Origin of the sequence: Algoriphagus sanaruensis, from assembly GCF_001593605.1 — a bacterium.
Taxonomy (GTDB): domain Bacteria; phylum Bacteroidota; class Bacteroidia; order Cytophagales; family Cyclobacteriaceae; genus Algoriphagus; species Algoriphagus sanaruensis.
The window spans coordinates 3,492,825-3,510,478 of record NZ_CP012836.1 but is presented as its reverse complement, the minus strand read 5'-3'; the positions used below and the strand labels follow the sequence as shown (position 1 = coordinate 3,510,478).

Genomic DNA, 17,654 nt, shown 5'->3' with positions numbered 1-17,654 from the left:
CAATAGGTATCGAACTTCGGGCTTATTATGGAATTTCGGGTTCTAGTGTTGCCCGAAAGGTGGAACTGGTTGGAGCAAGTGACGTGGAGATGAATCGAGTAATGGAATTGGGCTTCACCGCCTCTAGATCTATGGGAGAAAGGGTACGAATCAACACCGGGATAAACTATACTTTCGGTAAAGTATCCTACATTTCAAATTCTCCTCCTTGCGTAAACTGTCTGATTGGCTATGATCACAATCCCAATTTTAGGATGGTTTCTGTACCCTTATTCGGCGAAATTGCTCTGGGCAAGGTCTTTTATGCCGGTGCTGGCCCTTTGGTGGATTTTCAGCTTTCTGAAAAGAATAATTTTACCAGGCAAAGCGGCCTGGGTTACCTAGTAGGCCTGGAGGCAAGGGCTTCTGCAGGTAATTTTGTTTTCTCCCTATTTTCCAACTACAAACGACACGGCGTCGCACCTTTTGTAAGGTCGATGAGTCAAAAGTTTATTTTTCAAGAGTTAGGAATGCAGATGGGGGTGGGCTACCGGTTTTAAGCAAGTTACTTTTGTTCAAAAGGGGAGATACCTGAAAAAGTAACTTAAGACTATAAAAGTAAAAAGCATCCTGATTACTCGGGATGCTTTTTTAATTGGAGGTCGCGAGCGGATTCGAACCGCTGTACAAGGTTTTGCAGACCTCTGCCTAGCCACTCGGCCACGCGACCATTTATTGGAATGCAAAGGTAAAATTAAAATTCACCACAGCAAATACGAGAACTGTAAAAAATCACCCTTTTTATTTGATAGAAGCCAATATTGGAGGGTTTTAAGTCTTGGTTTGTTTTTTCTTAAGCTGAAAATCAGTCACATATATAAAACTATCGAAAATCAAGTTATTTATAAGGATTCTAAATAAAAAAAACAAATATATTTGAATCATAAAACACTGTATTTCAAATAAATAAATAGCCAATATGGTTAAAAAAACACCTCTTTGGGGTCTAGTGTTCATATTTGAAAAATTGGGTTCCATAAGTACCTTTGCAGGGGTCAATCAGAACCCTTAAAACTATTTAATTAGCTAAAATATGTTATCCAAACGCTCGTTAGTAGGGATTCAATGGAGATTCCAGACACTGGCAGTGCTGTTTTTCATGCTAGTTGGAATGTCAGTATATGCCGCTGATCCAGCGGTATCGACTTCCGAAGAAGCTATTTCAGCAGGAAAAACTGTTTTCAATGCCAATTGTAAGCAGTGTCACAAGCTCGATCAAAAAAGTGTAGGGCCTGCATTGAGAGGTGCTACCGACAGACAGCCACTAGACGCGGTAAAAGCATTCATTAAAAATTCCTCCGCAGTAATCGGTTCTGGAAATGCTTACTATACTGCCCTTTACAAAGAGTACAATAACACAGTCATGCCAGCTCATGAGTTCCTTTCAGATGGGGATCTTGACAACTTGTTGGCATACATCGAACATGGAGATAAAGTAGATCCAAATGCGGCTGCAGCAACAGCAACTGCTGGTGGAGGTGCTGCAGGTGCCGGAGGAGGAATTCCAAGCGAGTACCTATCTATCATCCTTGGAGTTTTGGTATTGGTTTTATTATTGATCTTGGTTGTTCTAGGCCTGATTATCAATGTTTTGACCAAGTACATCAATAAACAAGATCTCTCTGAAGAAGATAAAGATTTCGTATCTCAAAAGTCTGATTTTGGTAAGGTTCTAAAAAGTGATGCTTTTGTAATCATCATTACTGCCTTGGTAGTGGCTTTGGTTGCCAAAACCGCAATTGATGGACTTTATTCAGTAGGTGTGCAACAAGGTTATGCACCAGCGCAGCCAATTGCTTTCTCGCATGCCTTGCATGCTGGTCAGCTTGAAATCGCTTGTCAGTATTGCCACACTGGTGTTGAAATCGGAAAGTCAGCAAACATCCCTTCTGCCAATATTTGTATGAACTGTCATACCCATGTACAGAATGTACAAGGTAAAGAAGGAATCTCTCCTGAAATCCAAAAAATCTACAATGCGGTAGATAATAATCAGCCAATCGAATGGGTTCGTGTTCACAACCTTCCTGATTTAGCTTATTTCAATCACTCTCAGCACGTAGCTGTTGGAGGGATCGAATGTCAAACTTGCCATGGTCAAATCCAAGAAATGGAAGTTGTAGCTCAACATAGTGCTTTGACTATGGGCTGGTGTATCGATTGTCATAGACAAACTGAGATTGCAACCGAAGGCAATGCCTACTACGATAAATTGGTTCAACTTCACTCTGATTCCAAAGATGCGCTTAAAGTGAAAGACATCGGTGGTTTAGAGTGTGCAAAGTGCCACTATTAATTCCTTATCCATTTGCTAATTCATTCCTAGAAATAAAATGAAGGAAAATAAAAAAACCTACTGGAAAGGGCTTGAGCAACTCAGCAACGATCCGGAGTTTGTAAAGCATGCCGACAGGGAGTTTCCAGAGCTTCCTACCTCCTTTTCAGAAGAGGGTAATGCTTCCCGAAGAGATTTTCTCAAAGTGATGGGCTTCAGCTTAGCAGCGGCTTCTTTGGCTGCGTGTGAAGCTCCTGTTAGAAAGGCCATCCCTTACGTGAATAAGCCGGTTGATATCAACCCGTCTGTTCCAAATTATTATGCTTCTACATTTGCCTCTGGTGGTGATTATGCTGCCGTAGTGGTAAAAACTAGAGAAGGTCGTCCAATCAAAATTGATGGAAATGAACTTTCTCCTATAAATAAAGGAAAAGTTAATGCGATCGTAGAGGCTTCTGTTCTCTCTTTGTATGATAAGCAAAGATTTGCCTCTCCAATGATTTCAGGTGCTGCTGCAGATTGGAAGTCAGTAGACGAGCAAGTGAAATCTAAATTGGCATCTGTAGGAACTATTAAAGTTGTAGCAAATACCATCCTTTCGCCTTCTACGGAAAAAGCAATTCAAGAATTTGGAAATGCATTTGGAGGAGTAGAAGTGATTACTTACGATCCAATCTCAAATTATGGTATTGCTAAGGCTAATGAGACTTTTTATGGGGAATTTGCCATCCCATCTTATTATTTTGCAAAAGCAAAAACAATCGTATCATTTGGAGCTGATTTCTTAGGAACTTGGATTTCTCCAATTGAATTTGCTGCCGATTATGCAAAGACAAGAAAGGTTACGAAAGAAAAGCCTGAAATGTCTCGTCACTATCAGTTTGAGTCAAACCTTTCCCTAACTGGTGCCAATGCAGATTATAGAACTCCGATTAAAGCATCTCAGTCTGGTTTAGCTGTACTCGCACTTTATAATGCAATCGCATCCAAAGTTGGCGCGTCAACAGTTTCTGCTCCAAAAGTAGAAATCGCAAACCTTGATAAAGCTGCAAAGGACTTGTTAGCATCTCAAGGAGCTTCTTTAGTGGTTTCAGGTTCTAATGATCCAAATGTTCAGATTGTAGTAAATGCAATCAATGAATTGTTGGGTAATAACGGAGCGACTATCGATTATTCTACGCCTGTTTACTTCAGAAAAGGCAATGACGCTCGAATGAATCAACTAATTACCGAATTAAAAGGTGGACAAGTTGGAGCAATCATTTTCTATAATTGTAACCCAGTATATGACCATCCAAGAGGTGCAGAAGTTGCTGAAGGAATAGCAAAAGCTAAAGTCAGCATTGCGACCAATGGAACCTTGGATGAGACTTCTTCCCTTGTTCAGATAGTTGCCCCTGATCATCATTTCTTAGAATCTTGGAATGACTTCATGCCTAAGAAAGGTCAATATTCTTTGGCTCAGCCTACCATATCGCCTCTTTTCAATACTCGTCAGGCACAAGATTCATTCTTGACTTGGGGAGGTTCTGCCTCTAATTACTACGACTTCTTACAAGCTAATTGGAACTCTACACTTTATCCGTCAATGGGTAATGGTGCATCTTTCCAAGAGTTCTGGGATAGATCTCTATTTAATGGGGTGATTTCAATGGATTCAGCTCCAGTAGTGGTAAGTCCGATTTCAGATGCTTCAGCCGCTGCTGCTGAAGTAGCTAAGGCTTATAAGGCCGAAAATGCAGATTCTGAATTAGTGATCTATTTAAAAGTTGGAATCGGTAATGGTACTTTCGCCAATAACCCTTGGCTACAAGAAATGCCTGATCCAATCACCAAAGCTACTTGGGATAACTATTTGACAGTTTCTCAAAAATGGGCTGCCGCTAATGGGGTTACCATGGTGGAGGAAAATACCAAAAAGGCTCAGATTACTGTCAATGGTAAGACTCTAATTGTTCCAATTTTAGTTCAGCCAGGTCAAGCAGAAGGCACATTTGGTTTGGCACTTGGATATGGAAGGACGAAGGCCGGTCGAGTTGCCGATGGAGTTGGTGTCAATGCCTATGATCTTGGAGATTCCTCTAAAGGCTTTGTAAATTTTGATATTACATCAGGTGTAGAAGTTGCAGTGACAGGTGATTCTTATAAGATTGCCAGAACTCAAACTCACCAGACCTTCATGGCTCGTGAAAACGTGATCCAAGAAACCACTCTTGAAAAATATAAAGTGGATCCTTCTGATGGTCGATACAAACCTGAAATTTATAAGGATGGGGAGTTTATTAAACCATCAAAAATTTCCCTTTGGAGTGGCCATAAATACAGCCAGCATCATTGGGGATTAGCGATTGACATGAACTCATGTATCGGTTGTGGAGCATGTACTGTAGCATGTCAAGTAGAAAACAACGTAGCAGTCGTTGGGAAACAAGAAGTTCTCAATAGAAGAGAAATGGCTTGGATCAGAATTGACCGTTACTATTCTTCAGATGCCGATGTGGAAGATTTGGATGGATTAGAAATCGCTTCTGAAAATCCAGAAGTGACCTTCCAGCCAATGATGTGTCAGCAGTGTAATAATGCACCTTGTGAGACGGTATGTCCAGTAGCTGCTACCACTCACTCCTCGGAGGGTCTAAACCAAATGACTTACAACAGATGTATTGGTACAAGATATTGTGCAAACAACTGTCCATATAAAGTAAGACGATTCAACTGGTTCAAGTATCATGACAATACCCAATTTGCTGGAGTAAACCTTGCTCAAAATGATGATATGGGTAAGATGGTCTTGAATCCAGATGTAACAGTTCGTGTACGTGGTGTAATGGAAAAATGCTCCATGTGTGTACAGCGTATTCAGGCTGGTAAATTGACAGCGAAGCGCGAAAAACGTAAGCTTGAAGATGGAGAAGTAAATACCGCTTGTGCAGTTGCCTGTCCAACAGATGCTCTTGTATTTGGTGACATGAATGATCCAAACAGTAAAATCTCTAAGCTATTGAAAATCGAAGAAACTGATTCTGCGATTAAGGAAGTAGGAGAGGAGAGAGCTTACCATGTATTGGAAGAGATCAACGTTAGCCCTAACGTATGGTACTTTACCAAAATCAGAAATAAAGAGAAAAACGAAGCGTAATCATAATTTTATAAACTATGCAGGTTACTTCATCCGTACGCGAGCCGTTAGTTACCGGTGGAAAAAGCTACCATGATGTCACATATGATGTGGCTCGACAGGTAGAAGGTAAGCCATCCAAATCTTGGTTTTTGGCCTTCCTTACCGCTGCCGGAGTATTGGCTTTAGGATCAATTGCTCTACTTGCCACTCTCTGGGAAGGAATTGGTATGTGGGGACTTAACAAGACCATCGGTTGGGCTTGGGACATCACCAACTTCGTATGGTGGGTGGGTATCGGTCACGCCGGTACGTTGATTTCAGCAGTATTATTGTTGTTTAGACAAAAGTGGAGAACATCCATTAACCGAGCTGCTGAAGCGATGACCATTTTTGCCGTAATCTGTGCGGCGATGTTCCCGGTAATTCACATGGGCCGTCCTTGGATTGGAGCTTATTGGGCATTGCCTTTGCCAAATACATTTGGTTCGCTTTGGGTAAACTTTAATTCCCCACTTCTTTGGGACGTATTTGCGATTTCTACCTATTTCTCAGTTTCCTTGGTGTTCTGGTACATCGGTTTGATTCCTGATTTTGCCACTATTCGTGATCGTGCTACAGGTTTGAGAAAAACCATTTATGGAGCTCTTTCTTTCGGTTGGGATGGTGCTGCAAAAACTTGGATGAGATATGAGTCAGTATCATTGATTCTAGCGGGTTTAGCAACTCCTCTTGTACTTTCAGTACATACTATCGTATCCTTTGACTTTGCGACTTCGGTAATTCCAGGATGGCATACTACCATCTTCCCTCCGTACTTCGTTGCAGGTGCGATTTTCTCAGGATTTGCAATGGTTTTGACTTTGATGATCATTACCCGAAAAGTTTTCAAACTCGAGGATTATATCACGATGGGCCATATTGAATTGATGAACATCGTTATCATCATCACTGGATCTATAGTGGGTATTGCTTACATCACAGAATTCTTCATCGCATGGTATTCAGGAGTAGATGCTGAGCAGTATGCCTTCATAAACCGCGCTACGGGTCCTTATTGGTGGGCATATTGGTCCATGATGACCTGTAACGTGATCTCTCCGCAGCTTTTCTGGTTTAAGAAAATTAGAACTTCCATTGTTGCGACTTTCATTCTCTCTTTGGTAGTTAATATTGGGATGTGGTTTGAGCGATTTGTAATCATTGTAACATCCCTTCATAGAGATTTCTTGCCTTCTTCATGGGCGATGTTCTATCCAACTTGGGCAGATGTCGGAGTATATATGTTCACTTTCGGCTTATTCTTTACGTTGTTCTTCCTTTTCGCGAAGTTTTTCCCAGTAATTAATATGGCTGAAGTTAAATCTGTATTGAAGTCTTCATCTGATAAAGCACATAACTAATCATGGAAAGAGATACGCATTTTATTCTTGGAGTATACGACGATGAAGACGTGTTGCTCCATGCAGTTAAAGAAGTAAGAGAAAGTGGTGTTAAAATCCACGAAGTATATTCTCCTTACCCAGTTCATGGTCTTGAGCATGTACTTGGATACAAGCGAAGCAGACTTCCTATCGCCGCTTTCCTTTTTGGTTTGTTGGGTACTAGCTTAGCGTTAACCATGCAGTTTTACATGATGAAATTTGACTGGCCAATGATTATTGGTGGTAAGGATCATGCTGCATTCCCTGATTTTATTCCAGTTTCCTTTGAAATGACAGTTCTTCTAGCTGCTTTTGGAATGGTTGGAGTATTTATGGTTAGTTCAAATTTGAAACCATGGGCTCAGCCTCGAATCTTCGATCTTAGAAGCACAGATGATAAGCATATCATGGCGATCGATATTGCTAATAATTCAGCAATTGAGGTTGAGAAAATTAAAGAGGTGCTGAAATCTTCCGGTGCCACAGAAGTGAATAACAAAAGTTTTGAATAGTAAAACCGGATATATGAAAATTGCTAACGCATTAGTATTCGCAGGTTCTGTTCTTGCCATTTCTCTTTTGGCAGGATGTAAGGCAAGTGGCGATAATCCGGGGCTTGAATATGCGCCTCAGATGTATCACTCTGTAGCTTATGAACCTTTGACTCAAATCAAAGATGAATCTCAAGGTTCTTGGCTTTCCACAAGAGAAGATGGAAAAGGTGAATTCTTTAATTCCAATATTAATAACCCTCATGGGATGAATATGAGAGAACCAGTTGAAAACACGGTTCCTCGTAATAGTCAAGGGATGTTACCTCATCGATTGAAACAGTTTGAATTGGAAGAGGCAGCTTTGATCAAAAATCCAGTTGCATCGTCTGAGGCGGTTTTGAAAGATGGAGAGCGTTTGTACACTCAGTTTTGTTCTGCTTGCCATGGCAAAGGTGGTCAAGGAGATGGTAAAGCTGGTGAGATCATTGGTGGGGTTGCTAACCTTACTGGTGGCGCTTATATCAATTTGCCTGAAGGCCATATTTTCCATGTAATCACTAAAGGCAAAGGCAGAATGGGAGCTCATGGCTCTCAGATTCCTGCTGAAAGCAGATGGAAAATTGTACACTATGTAAAACAAGTTATCCAAGGTCAAACTGCTGCTGCTGAACCAGTAGCCTCTGCAGATTCTACCGCGGTCGAAGCAAACCCAGCGAATTAATCATGGCTCATCACGGAGAAAATCACTATAACTTAGATCAGAGATTTGAATTCTCTGCTTCAATCAAAAAGTCTATCATGACTGTTTTGATCATTGGTGCTGTTATTCTTGGAATTGGAATTATTCTAGCAATGACTGGTGGTCACCATGAAGGCGCTGAAGCGGAAGCTCATCCTTTTCATTGGTATGAGCGTCTATTCGCCAATATGTGGATAAACAATGTCTTCTTTACTGGTATTGCCATTGTTGGTGTATTCTTTTTCGCCATTCAGTTTGCAGCTCAGGCAGGTTGGTCTGCGCCAATCTTAAGAGTTATGCTTTCATTGGGTAATTGGCTTCCATTTGCTGGAATTTTAATGATTGCTACGTTTTTCATTGCAAATCATGATTTGTTCCATTGGACGCATGCTTATCTATTTGATAAAAATGATCCGCAATATGACCCAATCATTGACGGTAAAGGTGCTTTCTTTTATTGGCCAATGGCAAAAGGTACCTTCCCAGTGTTTTACATCTTGAGAATGGTATTGTTCTTTGGGTTCTGGGTCTTTTTCTTTAAAAAGTTTCAAAAGATCAGTGATGCTGAAGATCAATTGGGAGGAACTTCTCATTGGTATAAAATGAGAAGTTGGGCAGCATACTTCCTAGTATTCTTTGCTGTTTCTTCATCGGTTTCTGCTTGGGATTGGGTAATGTCAATTGACACCCATTGGTTCTCAACCCTTTTTGGTTGGTATGTATTTGCTTCTTGGTTCGTATCTGGGCTTTCAGCGATTACATTGATCGTTTTATTTCTGAAAGGAAGAGGATATTTGGAAATGGTTAATGAAAACCACGTACATGATCTTGGTAAATTCGTGTTTGGATTTTCTATCTTCTGGACTTACCTATGGTTCTCTCAGTTCTTGTTGATCTATTACGCAAACATCCCTGAAGAAACAGTTTACTTTGTAGAGCGATTAACCAGCGATATCTACAGTCCTTTCATTTTTGTGAATCTTGGTTTAAACTTCTTCCTTCCTTTCCTAGTTCTTATGACTAGAGATTCCAAGAGACATGGCGTTTTCCTTAAGTTAGTTTGTACCATTTTGTTAGTGGGTCACTGGATTGACTTCTTCTTGATGGTTCAGCCAGGTACTTTGGGACACAACGGTGGCATCGGACTTATGGAAGTAGGGATGTTCTTGGTTTATGGTTCTACGGTGGCGTTGGTTGTGCTTGGAGGTCTAGCTAAGAAAAATCTCATTGCGAAAAATCACCCAATGCTTGAAGAAAGCTATCATCATCACATTTAATAATTTATCCGAAAAAAATAAGATATGTACGGATTTCTGATTGGAGTAGGGGTTCTTTTGTTGCTGTCCATTATTTGGATGGTTTACCGAATCCAGACCTTAGTCTCTGTAGTTAAAGGTTCAGACAAAAAGGTCGTAACGGGTAGTAATAAGGTGAACGCAATTTTATTTGTGCTCTTCTTATTAGGTGCGGGTGCATTGATGTTCTGGTATTCAATTAAGGAGTTTGATAACTATCAACTTCCGATCGCCTCTGAGCATGGTGTGGTGACAGATAATTTGTTCTGGATTACGATGGCAGTGACAGGAATTGTGTTTCTTATTACTCACGTATTGCTATTTATTTTCCCCTATAAGTACCAGTACAAAGAGAATAGGACTGCAACTTTCTACCCTGACAATAACAAGTTAGAAATTATCTGGACTGCGGTACCTGGCGTTGTATTAGCAGGTCTGGTAATTTCTGGATGGATGGCTTGGTCTGATATTACAGCACCTGCTCCTGAGAAAGCACATGTCGTAGAAATAATGGGATATCAATTTGCTTGGGAAGTAAGATACCCAGGTAAGGACAATGTATTGGGAGATTATGATTATCGTTTGATCACAGCCTCCAATTCTCACGGTGTTGATTTTACAGATAAAAACTCACTTGATGATTTCCCTTCTCCTAAGGTAGTTATTCCAAAGGGTGAACCGGTTCTTTTCAAAATTAGAGCTCGTGATGTATTGCATTCTGTATTTGCTCCTCACATGAGATTAAAAATGGATGCAGTTCCTGGTATGCCTACTCGTTTCTGGTTTGTTCCAACCAAGACAACTGAAGAAATGAGAGCAGAATTGAAAGATCCGGAATTTGAATATGAAATCGCTTGTACAGAAATCTGTGGGCGTGGGCACTTCTCAATGAAGAAGGTGATTGAAGTGGTAGAGCCAGAGGCTTACCAAAAGTGGTTGACGGAACAGAAGTCTTTTATCCAGCAGAACCCAGCATTAGCTGAAGGATTACCTGCTGAAATGAGAGAACTTGCAGAAATTCAATTGAGCGAAAGTAAAAAATAAAATTTAAGGATATGGCTACAGCTGCTGTTGGACATCATGACGTTGCTGCTCACGATCATCACGATCACGAGCATCATGACAATTTTATTACCAAATACATTTTCAGTACTGATCATAAAATGATCGGTAAACAATTCTTGGTAACAGGTATTTTCTGGGCTTTGATTGGAGGTTTTCTTTCCATCCTTTTCAGATTACAACTTGGGTTCCCAGATATGAATCTAGAATTCCTTCGCCCTCTACTGGGTGGATGGATTGATGAGACAGGTAAACTTGACCCTACGTTCTACCTTGCTTTGGTTACTATGCACGGAACCATTATGGTGTTCTTTGTATTGACTGCAGGTTTGAGTGGGACTTTCTCAAATTTCTTGATTCCGCTTCAAATTGGAGCGAGAGATATGGCTTCAGGTTTTATGAATATGCTTTCATACTGGTTTTTCTTCATTTCCAGTGTGATCATGTTTATTTCATTATTTATTAAAACAGGTCCTGCAGGTGGTGGATGGGTTGTTTACCCGCCATTGTCAGCCTTGGAACAGGCTATTCCAGGATCAGGTCTTGGTATGACACTTTGGTTGGTGGCAATGACCTTCTTTATTGCATCTTCTCTTTTGGGAGGTATTAACTACATCACCACAGTAATTAACTTGAGAACAAAAGGAATGTCTTTCTCTAGACTTCCGTTGACCATTTGGGCATTCTTCCTAACAGCTGTTATTGGTCTATTGTCTTTCCCTGTTTTGTTCGCTGCGGCTTTGTTGCTTGTATTTGATCGAAGCTTCGGAACCTCATTCTACTTGTCAGATATCTATGTAGCTGGTGAAGCTTTACCAAATACAGGTGGTAGTCCAGTTTTATATCAACATTTATTCTGGTTCTTAGGTCACCCAGAAGTATACATTGTACTTCTTCCAGCTTTGGGTATTACCTCTGAAGTAATTGCTACCAATGCTAGAAAGCCAATTTTTGGTTATAAGGCGATGATTATTTCTATGTTGGGAATCACAATCCTTTCCTTTATTGTTTGGGCTCACCACATGTTCGTGTCAGGTATGAATCCTTTCTTGGGTTCAATCTTTATGTTCTTGACATTGATCATCGCTGTTCCTTCTGCGGTAAAAGTATTTAACTATTTGACTACGCTTTGGAGAGGAAATCTAATTTTCACTCCAGCAATGTTGTTCTCAATAGGTCTTGTTTCTTTCTTTATTTCAGGTGGTTTGACAGGTATCTTCTTGGGTAACTCTGCGATCGATATTCAACTTCACGACACTTATTTCGTGGTTGCACACTTCCATTTAGTAATGGGTTCAGCTTCATTCTTCGGACTTTTAGCTGGTGTATATCACTGGTTCCCTAAGATGTTTGGAAGAATGCTAGATGCTCGTCTTGGTTATGTACACTTCTGGTTAACCTTCGTTGGTGTTTACATGGTGTTCTTCCCAATGCACTATATCGGTATTGCTGGTTTCCCTCGTCGTTACTATTCATGGACAAACTTTGAGTTCTCTAACATGTACACAGATTTGAACATGTTTGTATCCGCTGCCGCTATCATCACGTTTGCTGCGCAGTTTATCTTCTTGTTCAATTTCTTCTACAGCATGTATAGAGGAAGAAAGGCTACTCAAAACCCTTGGAGATCTACCACTCTTGAATGGACTACTCCAATCAATCCGGGTCATGGTAACTGGCCAGGTGAGATTCCAACTGTTTATCGTTGGCCATATGATTATTCTAAGCCAGGTGCATCTGAGGATTTTATCCCTCAAACTGTTCCATTGTCCCAAACTCCTGAGTCCAATTTGCCACATGAGCAAGAGCTTGTGAAAGTTGAATTGGAAATTATGAAAGAGGAGTCTGAGATCTTGGCTGCAAATGAATCCAAGCATTAATACACAATTAAACAGCTATCGCAGAATCTCATGGATTACTGTGATAGCTGTTTATTTTCTAATACTTGTTGGTGGAATTGTAAGAAGTACTGGATCAGGAATGGGATGTCCCGACTGGCCTATGTGCTTTGGAAGTGTTGTTCCTCCTACAAGTATTAATCAACTTCCTGATAACTATCAGGAAATTTATCTCGAAAAGAGATTAGCTAAGAACGAAAGGTTTGTAGCTACCCTTGAAAAACTTGGATTCTCCAAGACTGCAAATCAAATAGCAAATGACAAATCTATCCTTGTGGAAGAGGAGTTTAATGCTACCAAAACTTGGATTGAATATATCAATAGATTGGTCGGGGTTGTTATTGGTTTTCTAATCATCTTGACCTGTTGGCGTTCTTTCTCGCTTTGGAAAGTAGATAAAAAAATACCATTGGCTTCTTTGATTGCATTGGTTTTGGTTCTATTTACTGGATGGATTGGATCTATCGTAGTTTCTACCAACTTGTTGGCATGGATGATCACTTTCCATATGCTTCTTGCTATTGCTTTGGTATTAGTTCTTCTCTATGGTCATTTCCTTGTTGATCTTAGGGTTGAAAACACATTCAATTCCAATCAAACGCCACGAAAGATCCAATTAATCTTGGTTTTGGGATTAGTGTTAATGTTAATCCAAGTCGTATTAGGAACTCAAGTCCGCGAAGAAATTGATCGGATTTCCTTTGCATTGGGTGATTTATTAAGAGAAGAGTGGGTAGAAAGAGTAGGTTTGAATTTTATTATCCATCGATCTTTCTCTCTTTTGATTCTTGGTGTTCATCTTCTTTATTTCTTTTGGGTGATTAAGTTTAGTACCAGAGGATCACAAATAAGTAAGGCTTCATTTCTTCTAGCAATTGTTTTGCTTTTAGAAATTTCTACAGGTATTGGCATGGCTTACTTTGGTATTCCAGCCTATTTGCAGCCAATCCATTTAGTATTGGGTTGTTTGCTTCTTGGAATTCAGTTCTATCTTATCGTAAGATTAGGACCAATAAGAAAATTAAAAGTTAATCATATTAGATCATGAGGACAGTTGAAGTAACTGACCAGTCTATATTTACACTGCTCATTTCTAGAGTTAAAGTCTACTCGGATTTGATCAAGTTGCGTTTGGCTTCTTTAGTTACTTTTTCGGCAGCGTTTGGGTTCATTCTAGGAGATCGAAGCGTCTCATTCAATTGGATTGGAATGCTAGGTTTAGCCATTGGTGGATTTTTAATTACTGGCGCCTCAGGTGCGGCAAATGAAATTTTAGAGAGGGATTTGGATAAGTTGATGCAACGAACCAAAAACAGACCTCTTCCACTTCAGATTATAACACTTCAAGAAGCCTATCTATTTACTGCATTAGTTGCTTTTTTGGGTATAGGTGTTCTATGGGTGTTCACAAATCCTTTGACGACTGGCCTTGGAGTACTCAGTATGATCCTGTATGTGTTTGTATATACTCCTTTAAAAAAGGTAGGACCAATCGCGGTTTTTGTAGGCGCGATTCCTGGGGCAATGCCTCCTTTATTGGGTTGGACAGCTGCTACTGGACAAATATCTTATGAAGCCCTAATCATTTTTGGAATTCAGTTTATCTGGCAGTTTCCTCATTTTTGGGCGATTGCTTGGGTAAGTGATGAGGATTATAAACGTGCTGGTTTTAAGCTGTTACCTAGTGGAGGTGGTCAAGATTTGAATACAGCTATTCAGATCATGATATATACCTTGTTTTTATTACCTCTGGGATTACTTCCAAGCTATTTCGGATTTACTGGGCTTAATTCAGGTATTGTTGCTACGATTTGTGGCGTATTGTTCTTAGCTCAAACCTTTTCATTAATGAGAGATTGTTCTAGGAAGTCTGCCTTGAAAATAATGTTTGGTTCTTTTCTCTATTTGCCGATTGTGCAAATAGCCTATATGTTGGATAAAATGCCTTAATCATGGAAAAGGAACTCAAATACATTGATATCGTCGAACAGCCTATTAGCATGCATCCAAAGAAATTTGCGCTTTGGTTGTTCATGGTTACGGTGGTTATGTTATTTGCGGCATGGACAAGTGCTTACATTGTCCGACAAGCGGAGGGTAATTGGTTGGATTATGACCTTCCTGAAATCTTTTGGCTGACTTCCGGTATAGTTGTTTTAAGCTCCATCACGCTTCAATGGGCCTATTTCTCAGCCAAGAAAGATAATTTTGTTCAACTCAGATTGGGCATGGTACTCACGGTCATCCTTGGAATTTCTTTCCTCATTGGCCAATGGTATAGTTGGATTGCTTTGGTAGATAGAGATGTCTTTTTTGTAGGCAATCCAGCTGGATCTTTTCTTTATGTTTTAACTGGGATGCATGGATTGCACCTGATCAGTGGTTTAATATTTCTGATTATTGTGCTAATTTCGTCCTTCCAGTTCAAGGTCCATTCTAAGGCTATGGTTCCTATGGAAATGCTGACTACTTACTGGCATTTTCTTGGAGGTCTCTGGCTTTATTTATTCTTGTTCTTGCAATTGAATCATTAAATTAACCTGGTACAACAAATAAATTTATGTCTGCGCATTCTACTGCTATTGGAGTAAGCTCTAAAAGAGGTGTCTGGGGAGGTGGTAACGAACCACTTAAAGCCAGCTATGGAAAACTCATGATGTGGTTTTTCCTCCTTTCTGACATTTTCACATTCGCTGCGTTTTTGATCAGCTACTTAGCGATCAGAGTGAGTTATCCTGCCTACGCTGGCCCTGCTACAGAATTTGTCGGTTCAAATGAATATTGGCCAGTCCCTGAATTGGTGTTTGAGGCAGTCCCATTCCTACATGGTTTCCATGCTCCGCTAGTATTCGTAGGGATTATGACTTTTATTTTGATTTCAAGTTCTGTAACCATGGTATTGGCTGTGGAAGCTGGACATCGAAATGATCGAAATGATGTAGTAAAATGGATGTTGTGGACTATCCTTGGAGGGGTCACTTTCTTGAGTTGTCAGGCATGGGAATGGTCACACTTTATCCATGGTACTGATGGCGGTTCAATGTTAACCTATATCAATACTTTAGGTCAAAATGTAACTGAAACTGTCTTTGGTGCAAATCTTACCGTTAATGAGTACGGACCTGCTGGTTTTGCTCAGCTGTTCTTCTTTATCACTGGATTCCATGGATTTCACGTGACTATTGGTGTAGTATTATTATTCTTGGCATTTTACCAAGCTGCAGTTGGTGTTTATGATAAAAGAGGTCATTACGAAATGATCGAAAAGATCGGTTTATACTGGCACTTTGTGGATTTGGTTTGGGTATTTGTATTCACCTTGTTCTATTTGATCTAAGGCTTAAAAATTTATAGAAATGGAAATTCAAGAGAATAAATCAACGCTTCAGGTAGAGCCTAGAAACGAAGAGAAAATCAAGAAAATTTGGAAGACCGCAGGAATTCTATTGGCAATTACAGTTGCTGAATTTATTATGGCTTTTACCATGGATCGTGGGATTTTGCTTTACGCATTGTTCATTATCCTGACTATTTGGAAAGCGAAATACATCATGATGGAATTTATGCACCTAGGTGATGAAGTGAAGCCTTTGTTTTATTCCATCATTGTTCCTTTGATTTTCTTAGTTTGGTTAGTAATCGCATTGATTAAGGAAGGTTCCGATATCTTTTTGATGCGCTGGTAATCCATAACTATTCAGGAAAAAAAGTTAGGTTGGAGTGAATCACTTCAACCTTCTTTTTTGTTAATCAATCGTATGAGAGGTTTAAGAATTCTTCAAGGCTTGGTTTTAGTGTGTATTCTACTAATCCCTGTTTTGATCTTTACATTTCTAAGAGGTTTTGGTACCAATGAGTATGACCTGCCTATTTTCTTTGAAAAAGGGGTTGATAATCCTTTCTTAGAATGTCCAATTGGAGATACCACACAGCATTATATTCCTGACTTTACGTTTATAAATCAAGACGGGGTTTCGATGGGAAGAGCTGATATGCAAGGTAAAATTACCATCGTTGATTTCTTTTTTACATCTTGTCCGAGCATTTGTCCTGTAATGTCTTCAGAAATGGAACGTGTTCAGGACATGTTTAGAGACGAGCCTCAGGTTCAAATTATGTCAATTAGCATTGACCCAGAATATGACTCTCCTGAAGTCTTGAAAGAATACGCCAATAAACATCAGGCTAAATCTGGCAAATGGAATTTTCTAAGTGGACCAGTAGATCAAACTTACCAATTAGCAAAATGTGGTTTCATTATTCCAACTATCAATGGGAATGGTGTTCCTGATGATTTTGTCCACAGTGATAAATTTGTTCTTGTAGATGACCTGGGGAGAATCAGGGGATATTACAGCGGAACAAACAGAGAGGATGTAGATTTGTTAATGTTAGAAACGAAAGTATTGCTTCATGGAAGAAACAACTAATATCAATTTCAAAAAGACGGAAGCCAAATTCCGTAATTTGATTATGGGGATTTCTATTGCAATTCCCTTGGCGGTAGCAGTTTTGTTATTTATGCCTGCTAAGCTGGATTCTTTAGGAGATTGGGTATTCTTCTTACCTCATCTAAATGCTGTAATTAATTCCGCGGCTTCCGTAGCGTTGATTTTAGCTTTGGTATTTATTAAAAGAGGGAATATCACCTATCATAAAGCGACCATGACTATTGCATTTGTTTTAGGAGCAATTTTCTTGGTTTCTTATGTCATTTATCATGCGTCTGCACCTAGCACTAGTTTTGGAGGAGAGGGCGCCATTCGAACAGTTTATTTCTTTCTACTGATTACCCATATTCTGTTTGCTGCAATCGCACTCTTCCCGATTCTATTCGCGTACTATTATGGAGTGACGGATCAGAGAGCTAAGCACAAAAAGCTAGTAAAAATTGCCTACCCAATTTGGCTTTATGTTTCTGTAACAGGCGTAATTGTGTATTTGATGATTGCACCCTACTATACGCATTAATTCCAATTTTAAGCAGGTGATTTTTTTGGATTTTGAATGAATAAAACACGGGTTATGAAAAAAGTATTTGCTCTATTCTTGTTGGTTGTAGTATTTGCTTCAAATTCTATGAGTTATGCACAATGTGCGATGTGCCGAGCCTCTGTTGAAAATAATGTAAGCAATGGTGATACTTCAATTGGGGCAGGACTAAACAGCGGAATATTGTACCTCTTTGTCATGCCGTATTTATTAGCTGCTGTAATTGGAATACTTTGGTATCGAGCAGCCAAAAAGAAAAAAGGAAAAGTGGCTTTTAGATAAGTTGCAAAGGCAAAGTTTGAAACCAAGCTTTGCTTT

Annotated in this window: 17 protein-coding genes and 1 tRNA gene; 17 read left to right on the top strand and 1 reads right to left on the bottom strand. The window is 39.8% G+C overall.

Annotated elements, in window-relative coordinates; all coding sequences use genetic code 11:
* Positions 1–89: 89 nt before the first annotated feature.
* Complete coding sequence (locus tag AO498_RS15305) at positions 90–539, top strand: hypothetical protein (RefSeq protein ID WP_148660260.1); 450 nt, start codon at positions 90–92, stop codon at positions 537–539.
* 96 nt (positions 540–635) lie between these two features.
* On the opposite strand, the gene AO498_RS15300 is transcribed toward AO498_RS15305, so the two are convergent.
* Positions 636–709: transfer RNA gene (locus AO498_RS15300), tRNA-Cys, on the bottom strand.
* Positions 710–1,072: 363 nt separating this feature from the next.
* Here AO498_RS15300 and AO498_RS15290 point away from each other — a divergent pair.
* The 16 genes from AO498_RS15290 to AO498_RS15215 all read left to right on the top strand — a co-directional run bounded on the left by AO498_RS15290 (position 1,073) and on the right by AO498_RS15215 (position 17,618).
* Positions 1,073–2,335: a c-type cytochrome gene (locus AO498_RS15290; RefSeq protein WP_067549614.1), complete on the top strand. Its 1,263-nt coding sequence runs from the start codon at positions 1,073–1,075 to the stop codon at positions 2,333–2,335.
* 37 nt (positions 2,336–2,372) lie between these two features.
* Complete coding sequence (locus tag AO498_RS15285; RefSeq protein WP_067549612.1) at positions 2,373–5,453, top strand: TAT-variant-translocated molybdopterin oxidoreductase; 3,081 nt, start codon at positions 2,373–2,375, stop codon at positions 5,451–5,453.
* 17 nt (positions 5,454–5,470) lie between these two features.
* On the top strand, positions 5,471–6,835 hold the full coding sequence (gene nrfD, locus AO498_RS15280) for an NrfD/PsrC family molybdoenzyme membrane anchor subunit (protein ID WP_067549610.1): 1,365 nt from the start codon (positions 5,471–5,473) through the stop codon (positions 6,833–6,835).
* A 2-nt stretch (positions 6,836–6,837) separates the two neighbouring features.
* Complete coding sequence (locus tag AO498_RS15275) at positions 6,838–7,368, top strand: DUF3341 domain-containing protein (RefSeq protein ID WP_067549608.1); 531 nt, start codon at positions 6,838–6,840, stop codon at positions 7,366–7,368.
* A 13-nt stretch (positions 7,369–7,381) separates the two neighbouring features.
* Complete coding sequence (locus AO498_RS15270) at positions 7,382–8,071, top strand: c-type cytochrome (RefSeq protein WP_082792264.1); 690 nt, start codon at positions 7,382–7,384, stop codon at positions 8,069–8,071.
* Positions 8,072–8,073: 2 nt separating this feature from the next.
* Positions 8,074–9,366 carry a quinol:cytochrome C oxidoreductase gene (locus AO498_RS15265; protein ID WP_067549606.1) on the top strand — a complete coding sequence of 431 codons (1,293 nt, stop codon included), beginning with the start codon at positions 8,074–8,076 and terminating at the stop codon, positions 9,364–9,366.
* 24 nt (positions 9,367–9,390) lie between these two features.
* The gene (locus tag AO498_RS15260) at positions 9,391–10,428 is read left to right on the top strand and encodes a cytochrome c oxidase subunit II (protein ID WP_067549604.1); all 1,038 of its coding nucleotides are present in this window, start codon (positions 9,391–9,393) and stop codon (positions 10,426–10,428) included.
* An 11-nt stretch (positions 10,429–10,439) separates the two neighbouring features.
* Positions 10,440–12,326, top strand: coding sequence for a cytochrome c oxidase subunit I (locus AO498_RS15255; RefSeq protein WP_067549602.1), 1,887 nt, complete (start codon positions 10,440–10,442; stop codon positions 12,324–12,326).
* Positions 12,310–13,392, top strand: coding sequence for a COX15/CtaA family protein (locus tag AO498_RS15250; protein WP_067549600.1), 1,083 nt, complete (start codon positions 12,310–12,312; stop codon positions 13,390–13,392). Before AO498_RS15255 ends, AO498_RS15250 begins: the two co-directional genes overlap by 17 nt.
* Positions 13,389–14,294 carry a heme o synthase gene (gene cyoE / locus AO498_RS15245; protein WP_067549598.1) on the top strand — a complete coding sequence of 302 codons (906 nt, stop codon included), beginning with the start codon at positions 13,389–13,391 and terminating at the stop codon, positions 14,292–14,294. The genes AO498_RS15250 and cyoE overlap by 4 nt, the downstream gene beginning before the upstream one ends.
* Positions 14,295–14,296: 2 nt before the next feature.
* Positions 14,297–14,878, top strand: coding sequence for a cytochrome c oxidase subunit 3 (locus AO498_RS15240; RefSeq protein WP_067549596.1), 582 nt, complete (start codon positions 14,297–14,299; stop codon positions 14,876–14,878).
* Positions 14,879–14,904: 26 nt separating this feature from the next.
* On the top strand, positions 14,905–15,681 hold the full coding sequence (locus tag AO498_RS15235) for a cytochrome c oxidase subunit 3 (RefSeq protein ID WP_067549594.1): 777 nt from the start codon (positions 14,905–14,907) through the stop codon (positions 15,679–15,681).
* A 19-nt stretch (positions 15,682–15,700) separates the two neighbouring features.
* Complete coding sequence (locus tag AO498_RS15230) at positions 15,701–16,030, top strand: cytochrome C oxidase subunit IV family protein (RefSeq protein WP_067549592.1); 330 nt, start codon at positions 15,701–15,703, stop codon at positions 16,028–16,030.
* 72 nt (positions 16,031–16,102) lie between these two features.
* A complete protein-coding gene (locus tag AO498_RS15225; RefSeq protein ID WP_067549590.1) occupies positions 16,103–16,774 on the top strand; it encodes an SCO family protein in 672 nt (223 codons plus the stop codon).
* Complete coding sequence (locus AO498_RS15220; protein WP_067549588.1) at positions 16,758–17,315, top strand: DUF420 domain-containing protein; 558 nt, start codon at positions 16,758–16,760, stop codon at positions 17,313–17,315. Before AO498_RS15225 ends, AO498_RS15220 begins: the two co-directional genes overlap by 17 nt.
* 54 nt (positions 17,316–17,369) lie before the next feature.
* Positions 17,370–17,618, top strand: a complete 249-nt coding sequence (locus AO498_RS15215; RefSeq protein WP_067549586.1) for a hypothetical protein — start codon at positions 17,370–17,372, stop codon at positions 17,616–17,618.
* Positions 17,619–17,654: the final 36 nt, after the last annotated feature.